The 16,058-nt window shown below is 58.5% G+C and carries 14 protein-coding genes; 9 read left to right on the plus strand and 5 right to left on the minus strand.

What is annotated here, in order from left to right; translation table 11 throughout:
* Positions 1 to 140: 140 nt before the first annotated feature.
* The 5 genes from lpdA to ampD form a co-directional block, all read right to left on the minus strand.
* A complete protein-coding gene (gene lpdA / locus GWQ27_RS21895; protein ID WP_021139031.1) occupies positions 141 to 1,568 on the minus strand; it encodes a dihydrolipoyl dehydrogenase in 1,428 nt (475 codons plus the stop codon).
* A gap of 160 nt (positions 1,569 to 1,728) precedes the next feature.
* The gene (aceF, locus tag GWQ27_RS21900) at positions 1,729 to 3,621 is read right to left on the minus strand and encodes a pyruvate dehydrogenase complex dihydrolipoyllysine-residue acetyltransferase (RefSeq protein ID WP_275908315.1); all 1,893 of its coding nucleotides are present in this window, start codon (positions 3,619 to 3,621) and stop codon (positions 1,729 to 1,731) included.
* Between the two features lie 85 nt (positions 3,622 to 3,706).
* Complete coding sequence (aceE, locus tag GWQ27_RS21905) at positions 3,707 to 6,367, minus strand: pyruvate dehydrogenase (acetyl-transferring), homodimeric type (protein WP_265420986.1); 2,661 nt, start codon at positions 6,365 to 6,367, stop codon at positions 3,707 to 3,709.
* A 79-nt stretch (positions 6,368 to 6,446) separates the two neighbouring features.
* Positions 6,447 to 7,211, minus strand: a complete 765-nt coding sequence (gene pdhR, locus GWQ27_RS21910) for a pyruvate dehydrogenase complex transcriptional repressor PdhR (RefSeq protein WP_275908316.1) — start codon at positions 7,209 to 7,211, stop codon at positions 6,447 to 6,449.
* Positions 7,212 to 7,487: 276 nt separating this feature from the next.
* Positions 7,488 to 8,060: a 1,6-anhydro-N-acetylmuramyl-L-alanine amidase AmpD gene (gene ampD, locus GWQ27_RS21915; RefSeq protein WP_275908317.1), complete on the minus strand. Its 573-nt coding sequence runs from the start codon at positions 8,058 to 8,060 to the stop codon at positions 7,488 to 7,490.
* 149 nt (positions 8,061 to 8,209) lie between these two features.
* On the opposite strand from ampD, the gene GWQ27_RS21920 reads away from it, so the two are divergent.
* The 9 genes from GWQ27_RS21920 (at position 8,210) to yacG (ending at position 15,927) form a co-directional block, all read left to right on the plus strand.
* On the plus strand, positions 8,210 to 8,680 hold the full coding sequence (locus GWQ27_RS21920; RefSeq protein WP_198315355.1) for a retropepsin-like aspartic protease: 471 nt from the start codon (positions 8,210 to 8,212) through the stop codon (positions 8,678 to 8,680).
* Between the two features lie 4 nt (positions 8,681 to 8,684).
* Complete coding sequence (gene nadC / locus GWQ27_RS21925) at positions 8,685 to 9,542, plus strand: carboxylating nicotinate-nucleotide diphosphorylase (protein ID WP_275908318.1); 858 nt, start codon at positions 8,685 to 8,687, stop codon at positions 9,540 to 9,542.
* 335 nt (positions 9,543 to 9,877) lie between these two features.
* On the plus strand, positions 9,878 to 10,306 hold the full coding sequence (gene tapA / locus GWQ27_RS21930) for a type IVa pilus major pilin TapA (protein ID WP_111588929.1): 429 nt from the start codon (positions 9,878 to 9,880) through the stop codon (positions 10,304 to 10,306).
* Between the two features lie 3 nt (positions 10,307 to 10,309).
* The gene (tapB, locus tag GWQ27_RS21935; protein ID WP_059169191.1) at positions 10,310 to 12,016 is read left to right on the plus strand and encodes a PilB family type IVa pilus assembly ATPase TapB; all 1,707 of its coding nucleotides are present in this window, start codon (positions 10,310 to 10,312) and stop codon (positions 12,014 to 12,016) included.
* 132 nt (positions 12,017 to 12,148) lie between these two features.
* Positions 12,149 to 13,390 carry a type II secretion system F family protein gene (locus GWQ27_RS21940; protein WP_059113460.1) on the plus strand — a complete coding sequence of 414 codons (1,242 nt, stop codon included), beginning with the start codon at positions 12,149 to 12,151 and terminating at the stop codon, positions 13,388 to 13,390.
* A gap of 63 nt (positions 13,391 to 13,453) precedes the next feature.
* On the plus strand, positions 13,454 to 14,329 hold the full coding sequence (locus tag GWQ27_RS21945) for an A24 family peptidase (protein ID WP_219614710.1): 876 nt from the start codon (positions 13,454 to 13,456) through the stop codon (positions 14,327 to 14,329).
* Positions 14,330 to 14,348: 19 nt separating this feature from the next.
* Positions 14,349 to 14,963, plus strand: coding sequence for a dephospho-CoA kinase (gene coaE / locus GWQ27_RS21950; protein ID WP_275908319.1), 615 nt, complete (start codon positions 14,349 to 14,351; stop codon positions 14,961 to 14,963).
* A gap of 37 nt (positions 14,964 to 15,000) precedes the next feature.
* Positions 15,001 to 15,723: a cell division protein ZapD gene (gene zapD / locus GWQ27_RS21955; RefSeq protein ID WP_021140336.1), complete on the plus strand. Its 723-nt coding sequence runs from the start codon at positions 15,001 to 15,003 to the stop codon at positions 15,721 to 15,723.
* A gap of 9 nt (positions 15,724 to 15,732) precedes the next feature.
* The gene (yacG, locus tag GWQ27_RS21960) at positions 15,733 to 15,927 is read left to right on the plus strand and encodes a DNA gyrase inhibitor YacG (protein WP_005314167.1); all 195 of its coding nucleotides are present in this window, start codon (positions 15,733 to 15,735) and stop codon (positions 15,925 to 15,927) included.
* Positions 15,928 to 16,058: the final 131 nt, after the last annotated feature.

The raw sequence follows: 16,058 nt of genomic DNA on the forward strand, positions 1-16,058 counted from the left end.
ATATCTACAACGTGGAGCGGCCGCATCATGCGTTGAAATACAGAACCCCCGATGCAGTGCATCGGGGGTTCTGAGTGGAGAAATGCTAGCCGAAAATGTGTAAACCTATTTCAGGACTAGACATGGCTGCGAGAAGAAAATTACTTCTTCTTTTTGGCCTTGGCGTTCGGCAGGTCGGTGATGGAACCTTCGAACACTTCTGCAGCCAGACCCACTGACTCGTGCAGAGTCGGGTGAGCGTGGATGGTCAGGGCGATGTCTTCGGCGTCAGCACCCATTTCGATGGCCAGACCGATTTCACCCAGCAGTTCACCACCGTTGGTACCCACGATGGCACCACCGATGACGCGGCCGCTCTCCTTGTCGAAGATCAGCTTGGTCATGCCGTCGGAGCAGTCGGACGCGATGGCACGGCCGGACGCAGCCCACGGGAAGGTGGCGACTTCGAAGTTCAGCCCCTGTTGCTTGGCTTCCTTCTCGGTCAGGCCAACCCAGGCCATCTCCGGCTCGGTATAGGCGATGGACGGGATCACTTTCGGGTCGAAGTAGTGCTTCTTGCCGGCGATCACTTCGGCCGCAACGTGGCCTTCGTGAACACCCTTGTGAGCCAGCATAGGCTGACCGACGATGTCACCGATGGCGTGGATGTGAGGCACGTTGGTACGCAGCTGCTTGTCCACCTCGATGAAACCGCGCTCGGTCACGGCAACGCCGGCCTTCTCGGCATCCATCAGCTTGCCGTTCGGCACACGACCTACGGCAACCAGCACGTTATCGTAGCGAACCGGCTCGGCCGGGGCGTGCTTGCCTTCGTAGGAGACGTACAGGCCGTCTGCACGGGCTTCAACTGCGGTGACCTTGGTCTCCAGCATGATGTTGAATTTCTTGGCAACGCGCTTGGTGTAGATCTTGACGATGTCTTTGTCGGCAGCCGGTACCAGCTGGTCGGCAAATTCCACCACGTCGATCTCGGAACCCAGGGAAGAGTAAACGGTACCCATCTCCAGACCTATGATGCCACCACCGATCACCAGCAGCTTGCCTGGTACGGAAGTCAGTTCCAGCGCATCGGTTGAATCCCATACGCGCGGGTCATCATGGGGGATGAAGGGCAGTTTCACCGGACGGGAGCCGGCCGCTATGATGGCGTTGTCGAAGGTCACTGTCGTCTTGCCGTCAGCACCGTCTACTTCGAGGGTGTTCGGGCCGGTAAACTTGCCGAAACCGTTGACCACCTGAACTTTACGCATCTTGGCCATGCCAGCCAGACCGCCGGTCAGCTGGTTGATGACCTTCTCTTTCCACAGGCGAACCTTGTCGATGTCGGTCTGCGGGGCACCGAAGATGATGCCGTGTTCGGACAGCGCCTTGGCTTCTTCAATGACTTTGGCGACGTGCAGCAGTGCCTTGGACGGGATACAACCCACGTTCAGGCAGACGCCACCCAGGGTGGAGTAACGCTCGACGATAATGGTATCCAGACCCAGATCGGCGGCACGGAAAGCAGCGGAATAACCGGCAGGGCCAGCACCCAGTACTACGACCTGAGTTTTGATTTCTTTACTCATCATGACCTCTTTGTCGTTCTTATATATCCCCGGACGGCGCAGTCTTATGCCAACTCAATGCCAAACAAGGCGGCTGCAACCGTGAAAAAACGGGGCAAGTTTACAATCCTGTTAATGAAATGAGAAGTAAAAAGGGCAGGCTCTGGGCCCGCCCTCTCACTTACAGGACCAATCGACGAATGTCGGACAACACACCACTCAAGGTGGTGACGAAGCGGGCTCCGTCAGCACCGTCTATGACTCTGTGGTCATAGCTCAGGGCCAGCGGCAGCATCAGGCGCGGCACGAACTCCTTGCCATTCCACTTCGGCTTCATCTCGGACTTGGAAACACCGAGGATGGCCACTTCCGGCGCGTTGACGATCGGGGTAAAGCTGGTACCGCCGATGCCACCCAGGCTGGAGATGGTGAAGCAACCGCCCTGCATGTCGGCAGCGGTCAGCTTGCCGGCACGGGCCTTCTTGGAGATCTCGGCCAGATCGCGAGACAGCTCGTAGATGCCCTTCTTGTTGACGTCACGCACCACAGGAACCACCAGGCCCCCCGGAGTGTCTACTGCCACACCGATGTGGATGTACTTCTTCATGATCAGCTTGCTGCCGTCTTCGGACAGGGCACTGCAGAAGCGTGGGTGTGCTTCCAGGGCCTTGGCGGCGGCTTTCAGGATGAACACAAGCGGGGTGATCTTCACGTCCGACTTCTGCTTCTCGAGCATCGCGTTCTGCTCTTTGCGGAACGCTTCCAGCTCGGTGGTATCGGCTTCGTCGAACTGGGTGACGTGCGGGATCATGGCCCAGTTGCGATGCAGGGCAGGACCGGAGATCTTCTGGATCCGGGTCAATTCCAGCTCTTCGACCGGGCCGAACTTGCTGAAGTCAACCTTGGGCCATGGCAGGACACTCATGCCGTTGCCAGTGCCGGTACCGGCTGCCGGAGCAGACTCGGCACGCTTGACTGCATCCTTCACATAGGCCTGCACGTCTTCTTTGACGATGCGACCCTTGCGACCGGAGGCTTTCACCTTGGCCAGGTTGATACCGAACTCACGGGCCAGGCGACGTACGGCCGGTGCGGCATGTACGTAAGCGTCATTGGCAACGAAGTCGGAAGCGGCAGCAGCCTGGGCAACCGGAGCCGGAGCAGCGGCAACAGGGGCAGCCGCGACCGGGGCGGCGGCCTGAGCAACCGGAGCGGCAGCGGCCGGAGCAGCACCTGCCACTTCGAATACCATGATCAGGGAACCGGTGGAGACCTTGTCACCCGCCTTCACCTTGATCTCTTTGACGATGCCGGCGAACGGTGCAGGCACTTCCATGGAGGCCTTGTCACCTTCCACGGCGATCAGGGACTGGTCGGCGTCGACCTTGTCACCCACGGCGACCATGATCTCGGTCACTTCGACTTCGTCACCGCCGATGTCAGGTACATTGACCTCTTTGGCAGCGGCGGCCACAGGGGCAGCAGCCACGGGAGCAGCAGTCTCAACCGGCGCAGCAACGGCGGCAGGCGCGGCACCCGCCACTTCAAATACCATCACCAGAGAACCGGTAGACACCTTGGCGCCAGCAGCAACCTTGATCTCGACCACGCGGCCCGCGAACGGCGCAGGCACTTCCATGGAGGCCTTGTCACCTTCCACGGCAATGATGGACTGGTCGGCTTCAACCATGTCGCCCACGGCAACCATGATTTCGGTCACGTCCACTTCGTCGTCACCTATGTCCGGTACGTGCACATCTTTGCGCGCGGCGGCCACAGGGGCAGCGGGAGCGGCAGCAGCAACAGGGGCGGCAGCCTGGGCAGGCGCCGGCGCAGCAGCGCCTTCCGCTTCGAAGATCATGATCTGGGAACCGGTGGCAACCTTGTCACCCACCTTGATCAGGATCTCTTTGACGATACCGGCAGCCGGTGCCGGTACTTCCATGGAGGCTTTGTCACCTTCCACGGCAATCAGGGACTGGTCAAGCTCGACCTTGTCACCCACGGCCACCATGATCTCGGTGACTTCAACTTCATCGGCGCCGATATCCGGAACCATAATCTGTTTGGACATAGTGCTTTATCCTCTTACGCGTCTGTCGCGTTAACCTTTGCAAGGCAGTGCCGGGCAATGTGTCCCGGCACTGCACTCGATCCTCTTACGCGTACAGCGGGTTGACCTTGTCGGCATCGATGCCGTACTTGGCGATGGCGTCAGCCACAACCTGCTTGTCGATCTCGCCGCGCTTGGCCAGTTCGGTCAGAGCAGCAACCACCACGTAGAATTCGTTCACTTCGAAGTGACGACGCAGGTTGGCACGGCTGTCGGAACGGCCGTAACCGTCGGTACCCAGCACACGGTAGTGCTCGGTCGGTACGAAGGCACGCACCTGATCAGCGAAGGACTTCATGTAGTCGGTCGCGGCTATGGTGGCTTCAGAACCCAGTACGGTCGCGATGTAGGGTACGCGAGCCTCGGCGGTCGGGTGCAGCATGTTCCAGCGATCCACGTCCTGACCGTCACGGGCCAGTTCGTTGAAGGAGGTGACGCTGAACACGTCGGAACCCACGCCGTATTCGCTGGCCAGGATCTGGGCGGCGGTGCGCACATGACCCAGGATAGAACCACAACCCAGCAGCTGTACCTTGCCCTTGGTGCCAGCAACGGTTTCCAGCTTGTAGATACCCTTGCGAATACCCTCTTCTGCACCTTCCGGCATGGCCGGCATGGCATAGTTTTCGTTCAGGGTAGTGATGTAGTAGAAGACGTTCTCCGGCTTCTCACCGTACATGCGACGCAGGCCGTCCTGGACGATAACCGCTACTTCATAGGCGTAGGACGGGTCATAGGAGATGCAGTTCGGGATGGTGTTCGCCAGGATATGGCTGTGCCCATCTTCGTGCTGCAGACCTTCACCGTTAAGGGTGGTACGACCCGAGGTCGCGCCCAGCAGGAAGCCACGGGCTTGCTGGTCACCGGCTGCCCACGCCATGTCGCCGACGCGCTGGAAGCCGAACATGGAGTAGTAGATGTAGAACGGGATCATCGGGCAGTCGTTGGTGCTGTAAGAGGTCGCAGCAGCCAGCCAGGAGGACATGGCGCCCAGCTCGTTGATACCGTCTTGCAGAACCTGACCCTGCTTGTCTTCCTTGTAGTAGGAGACGATGTCGCGGTCTTGCGGGGTGTACTGCTGACCGTGCGGGCTGTAGATGCCGATCTGGCGGAACAGACCTTCCATACCGAAGGTACGGGCTTCGTCAGCCAGGATCGGTACTATGCGCTTGCCGATGGACTTGTCTTTCAGCAGCACATTCAGGGAACGCACGAACGCCATTGTGGTGGAGATCTCGCGAGCCTGCTCACCCAGCAGGGGACCAAAGGTCTCCAGCGCCGGGATGTCCAGCTTGGTGGTGGTCTCACGCAGACGGGTCGGTACATAGCCCTTCAGCGCGGCACGGCGGGCGTGCAGGTATTTGTGCTCTTCGGTACCCTCTTCGATCTTCAGGTACGGCAGGTTTTCCAGCTGCTCGTCGGTGACCGGCAGGCTGAAACGATCGCGCAGGTGACGCACAGAGCCCAGATCCATCTTCTTGACCTGGTGGGCAATGTTCTTGCCTTCGGCCGCGTCGCCCATGCCGTAACCCTTGATGGTCTTGGCCAGGATGACGGTCGGCTTGCCCTTGGTCGCTGCGGCTTTGGAGAAAGCGGCGAACAGTTTGCGGGGGTCGTGACCACCGCGGTTCAGGGCGAAGATCTCCTCGTCGGTCATGTCTTTGACCAGCGCGGCGGTTTCCGGGTAACGGTTGAAGAAGTGCTCACGCACGTAGCCGCCATCGCGGGACTTCATGGTCTGATAGTCGCCGTCCACGGTTTCGTTCATCAGCTGGATCAGCTTGCCGGAAGTGTCTTTCTTCAGCAGCTCATCCCACTTGCGACCCCAGATAACCTTGGTGACATCCCAGCCGGCACCTGCGAACAGGCCTTCCAGCTCGTTGATGACCTTGCCGTTACCTACGACCGGACCATCCAGACGCTGCAGGTTGCAGTTGACCACGAAGACCAGGTTGTCGAGCTTTTCACGCACGGCAACGGTCAGGGCACCCTTGGCTTCCGGCTCGTCCATCTCGCCGTCACCCAGGAAGGCGTAAACGGTCTGCTCGGAGCAATCCTTGATGCCACGGTCGGTCAGGTACTTCAGGAAGCGGGCCTGATAGATGGCGGCGATAGGGCCCAGACCCATGGAAACGGTCGGGAACTGCCAGAAGTCCGGCATCAGTTTCGGGTGCGGATAGGAAGGGATACCCTTGCCGTCCACTTCCTGACGGAAGTTGTCCAGCTGATCTTCGGTCAGACGACCTTCAGCGAACGCACGGGCGTAGATGCCCGGGGAGATGTGACCCTGGAAGTAAACCAGATCACCACCGTCCTTCTCGCTGCGAGCGCGGAAGAAGTGGTTGTAGCAAACTTCGTAGATGGTCGCAGAGGAAGCGAAGGAAGACATGTGACCGCCGAGGTCCAGGTCTTTCTTGGAGGCGCGCAGCACTATCATCATGGCGTTCCAGCGGATGATGGCGCGGATGCGACGTTCCATCTCCAGATCGCCCGGGTAAGCCGGTTCGTCACTGGACGGGATGGTGTTGATGTAGTCGCGATTCGCCTTGGCAGCCACGTCCACACCGCTCACGCGGGCTTTCTCGGCCAGTTGTTCAAGAATGAACTGAGCGCGTTGCGGACCCTCTTCACGCAGCAGGGATTCCAGAGAGGCAAGCCACTCCAGCGTTTCTATCGGGTCCACATCGTTCTTCAGGATATCAGACATGGCTGGTTCCTATTTTGTTGTGATTGCACGGCATTGCACGGCGAAGGGCGCAAGCATTCGACAATAAAGCCTTGTGGGATTAGTTTTCCTGCTGACGGATCCGACGCATGGATCGCTGGATCCGGCTGTCTTCCCTCTGCACATCCAACAAGGTGTCCTCGATAAAGGCCAGGTGCTCATGACAAGCAGCCCTGGCCCGCTCCGGAGCCCCCGACAGGATAGCCTCGATCAGATGCGCACGATGGCGACGTATCTTGGCTACCACTCCCGGACGGCGATTCAAAATTTCGTTATTGCGTAAAATGTTCTGCTCAAGCATGGGGCCCATGGCCCGCAACAGGTGCAGCAGCACCACGTTGTGGGACGCCTCGGCCACCGCCAGATAAAACTGGGTAACGGCGGCGGATTCGGTGACCAGCGAACCTTGCTGGCCGGCTTCCTCGATGGCGGACTGCGCATTGCGTATCCGCTCGAAGTCGGCATCGGTTCCCCGCAACGCAGCATAGTAGGCACAGATGCCTTCCAGCGCGTGACGAAACTCCAGCAGGTCATACTGGGCTTCCGGGTGGGTGCTGAGCAGCTCAAACAGGGGATCGGCGATCCCCTTGCTCAAGGCATTTTGTACGTAAGTGCCACCGCCCTGACGGCGATACAAGAGTCCTCTGGCTTCCAGGCGCTGGATGGCTTCGCGCAGGGAGGGGCGCGATACCTGAAACTGGATGGCGAGTTCCCGCTCGGGCGGCAACTTCTGGCCCGGTTGCAAACTGCCTTCCAGAATCATCTGTTCCAACTCGGCGACAATGGCGTCGGCCAGCTTGGGTTGAGTAATCTTGAGATAGGGCATGAGGCTGCTTTGTTAAATTGGTATTACCAATTTCATGAATGGGGCGAAAATTAGCAGAGGGCTTGGAAAAAGTCCACCCAAAAGATGATCTGAATCAAGGTTCAGCTTTGCCACTTAAGGGGTAAAAAGAGGGATTTATGATTTAGCTCATAGAAATTGGTCTGACCAATATTTTTGAGCTGGCTCACAGGCAACATTTGATCAACAGCAGGAAAAAATGGCCTGCCACAAAGGCAAGCCATTGATTTTAAAAACACTAACTTATCTTTAGAATATTTACTTAAAGTTGAGCATTTGCCGATAACGCTGCCATTCGAAACTGTCACCCGGATCCGTCTTGCGACCGGGGGCGATATCACAATGGCCGACAATTCGTTGCGCCGTAATGGCAGGATAATGGCGAGATATGGTTCGACTGAGCCCTGACAGTACCTCATATTGCGCATCGCTGTAGGGCTGCTCGTCGGTCCCCTCCAGCTCGATGCCGATGGAAAAATCGTTGCAGGCCTCTCTCCCCTCCCAGCTCGATATCCCGGCATGCCAGGCGCGGGCGCCAAACGGTACGTATTGCACCAGCTCACCGTCCCGCCGGATCAGGCAGTGGGCCGAGACCCGCAGCTGATGAATGCCGGCGAAATAGGGATGCGCGGTCGGATCGAGCCGGCCCAGAAAGAGATCGTCAATCCAGGGACCGCCGAACTCCCCTGGCGGCAGGCTGATGCCGTGTACCACCAGCAGGGAGACATCGTCCACACTGGCTCGCTCGTTGTGGTGCGGTGACGGCACCTTGCGCGCCTGCTCACACCAACCGTCTGAATCAATGGAAAAAACTGCGTTAGGCTGGGTCATCATCTACTCGTTCTGCAATGGAATGGCGCACTTGACAAGGGGCGACTGGACAGCAAGATGATCTGCCTCTCACGGTCGCCGCAATCGCCTGAATCCAGTCAGGCACCTGTGATAGGCTGAGCCCTCTGTTGCCCAACGCAGGAAAGGATATGCACCCTATGGCACGCCGCTTCTGGTTGCTGGCCTGGCTCTCTCTGATGGGGCTGCTGACCCTCTATTTCCACCACAGCTCGCAACCGACCGTGACCGCCAGCGGCGAGCTGCGGCTCAAAGCCGATGCCAGCGGCCATTATCGTCTGGAGGGTGCCATCAACGGCCAACCGGTGCAACTGCTGCTGGACACGGGCGCAACCCGGGTCACAGTGCCGCTGCATGTGGCCGAGCGCATCGGACTGACCCCCAGCGGCCATAGCCGTGTCAACACGGCAGCCGGCACCATCCAGGTTCAGACCGGTCAGATCGAAACCCTGGCGATGGGTCCGCTGACCTTGTACGATTTGCCCATCTTTATCAATCCAGCGGCCGGCGGGGACGAGATCCTGGTGGGCATGAATGCCCTCGGCCGGCTGGAATTGCGCCAAAAAGACAGGCAGTTGCTTCTCAGACCCTTGCAGGAATAAAGGCATGTTTCAACAGGATATCAGCCGCGCCGTGCGCGCCGCGCTACTCGAAGACCTAGGTCAGGCCCTCACCACGCTCGATCAACCGGATGCCAGCGCCGATATCACGGCCCAGCTGATCCCGGCGGATCGCATTGCCAGCGCCCGGGTCATCACCCGGGAGGCGGGCGTCTTCTGTGGCCAACCCTGGGTGGATGAAGTGTTCGCCCAGCTCGGCGGCGAGGTAAAGGTGGAGTGGCTGGTGCAAGATGGCGAACCGCTCTCTCCCAATCAGGAGCTGTTTCGCCTGCACGGCCCGGCCCGCGTCTTGCTGACCGGCGAGCGCAACGCACTGAACTTCGTGCAGACCCTCTCGGGTGTTGCCACCCTCACCGCCCGCTATGTGGCCGAACTGGCCGGCACCCGCTGCCGTCTGCTCGATACCCGCAAAACCCTGCCTGGCCTGCGCACCGCCCAGAAATACGCAGTCACTTGTGGCGGTGGCAAGAATCACAGAATCGGCCTGTTCGACGCCTACCTCATCAAGGAGAACCATATCCTTGCCTGCGGCGGCATAAGCGAAGCCATCACAGAAGCCCGCCGCCTCAATCCGGGCAAACCGGTTGAGGTGGAGGTCGAATCCCTGGCCGAGCTGGCACAGGCACTGGCCGCCAACGCCGATATAGTGATGCTGGACAACTTCGATGTGCCCATGATGCGCGAGGCCGTGGCCCTCAATCAGGGCAGTGCCAAGCTGGAGGTCTCCGGCAATGTGACGCTGGACACGCTGGCAGAATATGCCGCCACCGGCGTCGACTTTATCTCGGTAGGGGCACTGACCAAGCATGTGCGGGCACTGGATCTCTCCATGCGCTTTATTTAGCTGGATAAAGCCAACTGAGCAAGACTCGCGATCCCATCATGGCTCAGCTGACATATAAGAAGATGAAGGACTTGCAAAAGGCGCCACGGGCGCCTTTTCTTTATGCAGGATCCCTCAGCAAAGGAGTGTGATGATGGACCCCATCCCGCCAGTAAAAAAGAGCCAGTAGAGGCTCTTCATCCATGATTTATATCAAGTTCCTCGCAAATGACAGGAAACTAGTTAACAAAGGCGATGCGCTCTGTTGCCAAGTCGAACAGCTCGGATAAGATACTGACGTGTGGATAGTTTTCCACCAGCACGTCTCAGGAACCAAGGACAAAAGGATATTTGACATGAAGAAGCAATCAGGCTTTACCCTTATCGAACTGATGATCGTGGTCGCGATCGTCGCCATCCTGGCCGCCATCGCGCTGCCTGCGTATCAGACTTACACCAAAAAGGCCAAGTTTACAGAAGTGGTTTCCGCAGTAGGGCCATATAAAACCGCAATAGAGATATGTGCCCAAACGACTGCAGCAGCAGATGGAGCACTTTCCGCTTGTGATGCAGGAACAAACGGTGTTCCTCCTGCGGTCAGCGTTGCAAATGGCAATGTAGCTACAGTTGAAATCAGCGATACAACTAACGCAATTACTGCCACGGCTATCAACGGCAATGGACTTGCGGGGGAAAACTATATTTTGGTGCCTACAGTCACTAGCGGAAAAGTCAACTGGGCGGCCAGTTCAGCTTCAACCTGTACTGGTGCCGGTATCTGCTAACGCATGACCTCTAGCCCCAATAGCGGCCTGGCGTTAAGCCTGGCCGCCTCATCCCTGCTCAGTGAGTCCGACTCACAGCGTTACCTGAGCCAAGCCAAGGCCCAGCGCAAACCCTTCGTGACATTTCTGATTGAAAACGAGATCCTCGACAGCAAGGCGCTGGCGGATTTTTGCGAGCTGGAATATGGGGTACCTCTGCTGGATCTTGCCGCCTTCGACCTGGCCGAGATCCCGCAGAAGTACCTCAATCAGAAACTGATTGAGAAACACCATGTGCTGCCCATCTACACCCAGGGGCACACCCTCTATATCGCCATGTCGGACCCGACCAATGTGTCGGCACTGGAGGATTTTGGCTTCAGCTTTGGGCTCCATACCGAAGCTCTGCTGGTGGAAGAGAACAAGCTTACCGCCGCCATCGGCAAGCTGCTGGAAAGCGAGCAGGATGCCCTCGGCATGGAGGATATCGACGAGTCTGAAATTTCCGAGCTGGAAGTCTCGGACGAAAACTCCCGCCTCGATGAGAGCGTCAATACCGCAGATGACGATGCCCCCATCGTCAAATACATCAACAAAATCATGATGGATGCCATCAAGCGCGGCGCCTCGGATCTGCACTTCGAACCCTATGAGACCAAGTACCGTATCCGCTTTCGGATCGATGGCATACTGCACGAGATAGCGACGCCGCCGGTCAATCTGGCCAACCGCTTTTCGGCCCGCCTCAAGGTGATGGCGCGGCTCGATATCGCCGAGCGACGGCTGCCCCAGGACGGTCGCATCAAGCTCAAGCTGTCGCGCAACAAATCCATGGATATGCGGGTCAACACACTGCCCACCATGTGGGGCGAGAAGATCGTTATCCGTCTGCTCGACTCCTCAGCGGCGCGGCTCAATATCGAACAGCTCGGCTTCGACGACCGGCAGAAGGCGCAGTATCTCCGTGCCCTCTCCAAGCCCCAGGGCATGATACTGGTGACAGGCCCGACCGGCTCTGGCAAGACGGTCTCTCTCTATACCGGCCTCAATATTCTCAACACCACAGAGGTCAACATCTCCACTGCCGAAGATCCAGTGGAGATCAACCTGCCCGGCGTCAACCAGGTACAAGTCAATCCCAAGGCGGGGCTGACCTTCGCCAGCGCCCTGCGCTCCTTTCTTCGCCAGGATCCCGATGTGGTGATGGTGGGGGAAATCCGGGATCTGGAAACCGCCGAGATTGCCATCAAAGCCGCCCAGACCGGCCACCTGGTGCTCTCCACCCTGCACACCAACTCGGCTGCCGAAACCCTGACCCGGATGATGAACATGGGGGTCCCGGCCTTCAACATCGCCTCTTCGGTAACCCTCATCATGGCCCAACGCCTCGCTCGCAAGCTCTGCGATCACTGCAAGGCGCCGGAAGTGGTGCCCGAAGCTGAACTGCTGGAGCTGGGCTTCACCCAGCAGCAGTTGGCCGCCGGCTTGCGCCTGTTCAAGCCAGTAGGCTGCAAAGAGTGCTCGGGAGGCTACAAGGGTCGGGTCGGTATCTACGAAATCATGCTAATGTCTGAAAACATTGCAAAATTGATCATGCAAGGGGCCAACTCCCTGCAAATTGCAGCGATTGCTCAAAAAGAGGGGATGCGAACCCTGCGTGTCTCGGGCCTGGAGAAGGCCCGCCTGGGGGTGACCAGCCTGGCAGAGATCAACCGGGTGACCACCAACTGACAGACCATTTCCAATCAAACTGACTGATCCAGGTGATGCCGAACCGGCATCCTTGACGATTCCCATCAGGCCAGGGCATCCAGGCAACAAGAGAGTGGCTCGGATGCCAGCGCCCAATTGCAGGATGCAGTGATGGCAACGCTAACGCAAAAACAGAATGCCCCCAAGAAAGTCTTTGCCTTCCGCTGGAGCGGGGTAAATCGCAAGGGTCAGAAGGTATCCGGCGAGCTGCAGGCCGACAGCATCAATACGGTCAAGGCCGAACTGCGCAAGCAGGGGGTCAATGTCACCAGAGTGAGCAAAAAGAGCCAGGGGCTTTTTTCCAAGGGTGGCGCCAGGATCAAACCGATGGATATCGCCATCGTTTCCCGTCAGATCACCACAATGCTCTCCGCCGGGGTACCTCTGGTGCAGAGCCTGCAGATCATAGCACGCAGCCATGAAAAAGCCGCGATGCGCGAGCTGATGGGCCAGATCGCTGCCGATGTGGAGACAGGCACCCCGATGTCAGATGCCCTGCGCCGCCACCCTCGCCACTTTGATGCGCTCTATTGCGATCTGGTGGAAGCGGGCGAGCAATCCGGCGCCCTGGAAACCATCTACGATCGCATCGCCACCTATAGAGAAAAATCGGAAGCGCTCAAGTCCAAGATCAAGAAGGCGATGTTCTATCCCGCCATGGTCATCCTGGTCGCCATCGTCGTCACCTCCATACTGCTGCTGTTCGTCATCCCGCAGTTCGAGGACATCTTCAAGAGCTTTGGTGCCGAGCTGCCCATCTTCACCCAGTTTGTCATCGGCATCTCCCGCTTCATGCAGAATTGGTGGTATGTGATTTTTGGCGGGATAGGGCTTGGCATTTTCCTTTATGTACGGGCGTGGCGCGCGTCCCAGAAGGTCAAAGACAACACAGACAAGTTCATCCTCACCATTCCCGTGGTGGGCATGATACTGCACAAGGCGGCCATGGCCCGCTTCGCCCGCACCCTCTCCACCACCTTCTCGGCGGGCATACCCCTGGTGGATGCACTGATCTCGGCCGCCGGCGCCTCAGGCAACTATGTCTATCGTACCGCCGTCATGGCCATTCGCAACGAGGTGGTAGCCGGCATGCAGATCAACGTGGCCATGCGCACCGTGGATCTCTTCCCCGACATGGTGATCCAGATGGTGATGATCGGTGAGGAGTCAGGCGCCATCGATGATATGCTCTCCAAGGTCGCGACCATCTTCGAGCAAGAGGTCGATGACTTGGTCGACGGCCTCACCAGCCTGCTGGAGCCTCTCATCATGGTGGTGCTGGGGGTACTGGTCGGCGGCATGGTCGTCGCCATGTACCTGCCCATCTTCAAGCTGGGTGACGTGGTAGGCTGATCCGCGAGGGTGTGCACTCACAACGGCATGCCCTTTTCCCAATTTCATGACAGACGGTTGGTTATGACACTTCTTCTCGAGCTGGCACACGGCTTGCCATGGCTCTACTTCTCGCTGGTATTTCTCTTCTCCCTGATGATCGGCAGCTTTCTCAACGTGGTGATCCACCGCCTGCCCATCATGCTGGAACGGGAGTGGCAGGCCGAATATCGCAGCTATTTCAGTTCAGACACGCCGCAGCCAGAAGATGACGAGCGCTACAATCTGATGGTGCCGCGCTCCTGCTGCCCTCACTGCAATCACCCCATAACGGCCTTGGAAAACATTCCCCTGCTGAGCTGGCTCTGGCTCAAAGGTCGCTGCCGGGGCTGCCAGGCCGCCATTTCGGCTCGCTATCCGCTGGTGGAGCTGCTGACCGCTCTGCTCTCTGTGGTGGTTGCCATGACGCTCACCCCTGGCTGGGGCACGCTGGCTGCCCTCCTGCTGACCTGGGTGCTGGTGGCGCTCACCTTTATCGATCTGGACAAGATGCTGCTGCCGGACCAGCTCACCTTGCCGCTGCTGTGGGGCGGGCTGCTGTTCAACCTGCTTGGCGGATACGTGCCTCTCGGCGATGCGGTCATCGGCGCCATGGCAGGCTATCTGGTGCTGTGGAGCCTCTACTGGGCCTTCAAGCTGCTTACCGGCAAGGAGGGCATGGGCTATGGGGACTTCAAACTGCTGGCAGCGCTGGGAGCCTGGCTTGGCTGGCAGGCGCTGCCCATAGTACTGCTGCTCTCTTCTCTGGTCGGCGCCATCTTCGGCATTGGCCTCATTTTGCTGCGCAACCATCACCAGAGCAAACCCATCCCCTTTGGCCCCTATCTCGCCATCGCAGGCTGGATCGCACTGCTCTGGGGCGATAGCATCACCCGCTGGTATCTCTCCACTATCCTCTGAAAAAAGGGTGCACTGACCCATGTATATCGTTGCAATCACAGGCGGTATTGGCAGTGGAAAAACCACCATTGCCAACCAATTTGCCGAGCTTGGCATAGACATAGTGGATGCGGACGTCATCGCTCGCGAAGTCGTGGAGCCCGGCACACCGGCCCTGGCCGCCATCGCCGCCCAGTTTGGCCCCGAGATGCTGGATCCACAAGGCCGGCTCGATCGGCGCCGCCTGCGGGAGCGGGTATTCAGCGATCCTGACGCCAAAGCCTGGCTCAACGGCCTGCTCCATCCGCTCATTCGCAGCGAGATGCAACGCCAGTGTGCCGCGGCCCGCTCACCTTACTGCCTGCTGGTGGTGCCGCTGCTGGTGGAAAACAAACTCACCGGCCTCGCCAACCGGGTGCTGGTGATCGACGTGGATGAGGCAACCCAGATTGAGCGGACCTGCCGCCGGGATGGCGTTAGCCGAGCGCAAGCAGAGGCCATTCTGGCTGCACAGGCAAGCCGTGCCGAGCGGCTCGCGGCAGCCGATGACGTGCTGGACAACCAAAATGACGCAGCCGAGACCATAAAGCGCCGGATTTTAGCGCTGCACGAGACATATATGGCATTTGCCTCTCAACAAGCCAGTCAAGTGTGAGTACACTAGGCCGGTTTATGGCTGGCCAGGATTAGGCATGATTTACGATTTTCCCCTCAATGAAAAAAGCCGGACCTATCTTCGTCTGGAGTCTCTCTTTTCCCAGATCCGCGACAATCTGGACAGTGACCAGTCCTGGGCACACATCGCCTTTTTCAAGGGGCTGTTCGATCTGCAAGAATTGCTGGAGCGCGGAGACCTGCGAGCCGATCTCATCAAGGATCTGGAGCGTCTCGGCCAGCGTCTGAGCCACTGGGCCAGTCTGCCGGATGTCGATCTGGAACAGATCAAACAGATGCAGCAGGAAAGCACCCAGCTCTCTCGCAACCTGCTCAGTGCCTCACGCCCCGGCGCTCGGCTGAAAGAGGATAGACTGCTCGGCTCCATCCGTCAGCGCTTCTCCATTCCGGGCGGTCTGTGCGCCTTCGATGTACCGCAACTGCATCACTGGCTGGGTACGCCGACGATTGTTCGCAACCAGCAGATGCAACTTTGGCTCAGCGACATCAATCTGCTGATGAATGCCATTACACTATTGCTGCGGCTATGGCGTGAATCCGGCAACTTCAGCGACGAGATCGCTACCAATGGTTTCTTTCAGGATACTGCCGAGAATGCGGAACTGATCCGCATCCGCCTGCCCGATGCCCAGCAGTGCTATCCGACGCTGAGCGGCCACAAGAACCGTTTCGCGCTGCGCTTCCTGCCCACTACAGAGCAACAGATTGGCGACGTTCCCTTCCAGCTCGCCTGCTGCTAAGGAGTAACCATGGTCACCAAAGTAAAGTGCCCGACGTGTAAAACCGAATTGGAATGGGGGCCGCAGAGCCCGTTCCGCCCCTTCTGCAGCAAACGCTGCCAGCTGATCGATCTTGGCGAATGGGCGGATGAAGAAAAGCGAATCCCGGGCCCCATCAACCCGGACCTGCTGCCTTACCCGGATGAAGGTGAGCAGTGGCAGTGAGCCGTGTCTAGTCCTGAAATAGGTTTACACATTTTCGGCTAGCATTTCTCCACTCAGAACCCCCGATGCACTGCATCGGGGGTTCTGTATTTCAACGCATGATGCGGCCGCTCCACCTTGTAGATATCCAC

This window comes from Aeromonas sp. 5HA1, from assembly GCF_029237245.1.
Classification (GTDB): Bacteria; Pseudomonadota; Gammaproteobacteria; order Enterobacterales; family Aeromonadaceae; genus Aeromonas; species Aeromonas salmonicida.

Excerpts from the sequence above, each read along its gene's own strand:
- GWQ27_RS21920 (WP_198315355.1), top strand. The coding sequence starts at position 8,210 with ATGCACCCTATGGCACGCCGCTTCTGGTTGCTGGCCTGGCTCTCTCTG.
- GWQ27_RS21940 (WP_059113460.1), top strand. The coding sequence starts at position 12,149 with ATGGCAACGCTAACGCAAAAACAGAATGCCCCCAAGAAAGTCTTTGCC.
- tapB (WP_059169191.1), top strand. The coding sequence starts at position 10,310 with ATGACCTCTAGCCCCAATAGCGGCCTGGCGTTAAGCCTGGCCGCCTCA.
- coaE (WP_275908319.1), top strand. The coding sequence starts at position 14,349 with ATGTATATCGTTGCAATCACAGGCGGTATTGGCAGTGGAAAAACCACC.
- tapA (WP_111588929.1), top strand. The coding sequence starts at position 9,878 with ATGAAGAAGCAATCAGGCTTTACCCTTATCGAACTGATGATCGTGGTC.
- lpdA (WP_021139031.1), bottom strand. The coding sequence starts at position 1,568 with ATGAGTAAAGAAATCAAAACTCAGGTCGTAGTACTGGGTGCTGGCCCT.
- aceE (WP_265420986.1), bottom strand. The coding sequence starts at position 6,367 with ATGTCTGATATCCTGAAGAACGATGTGGACCCGATAGAAACGCTGGAG.
- zapD (WP_021140336.1), top strand. The coding sequence starts at position 15,001 with ATGATTTACGATTTTCCCCTCAATGAAAAAAGCCGGACCTATCTTCGT.
- pdhR (WP_275908316.1), bottom strand. The coding sequence starts at position 7,211 with ATGCCCTATCTCAAGATTACTCAACCCAAGCTGGCCGACGCCATTGTC.
- aceF (WP_275908315.1), bottom strand. The coding sequence starts at position 3,621 with ATGTCCAAACAGATTATGGTTCCGGATATCGGCGCCGATGAAGTTGAA.
- GWQ27_RS21945 (WP_219614710.1), top strand. The coding sequence starts at position 13,454 with ATGACACTTCTTCTCGAGCTGGCACACGGCTTGCCATGGCTCTACTTC.
- ampD (WP_275908317.1), bottom strand. The coding sequence starts at position 8,060 with ATGACCCAGCCTAACGCAGTTTTTTCCATTGATTCAGACGGTTGGTGT.
- nadC (WP_275908318.1), top strand. The coding sequence starts at position 8,685 with ATGTTTCAACAGGATATCAGCCGCGCCGTGCGCGCCGCGCTACTCGAA.
- yacG (WP_005314167.1), top strand. The coding sequence starts at position 15,733 with ATGGTCACCAAAGTAAAGTGCCCGACGTGTAAAACCGAATTGGAATGG.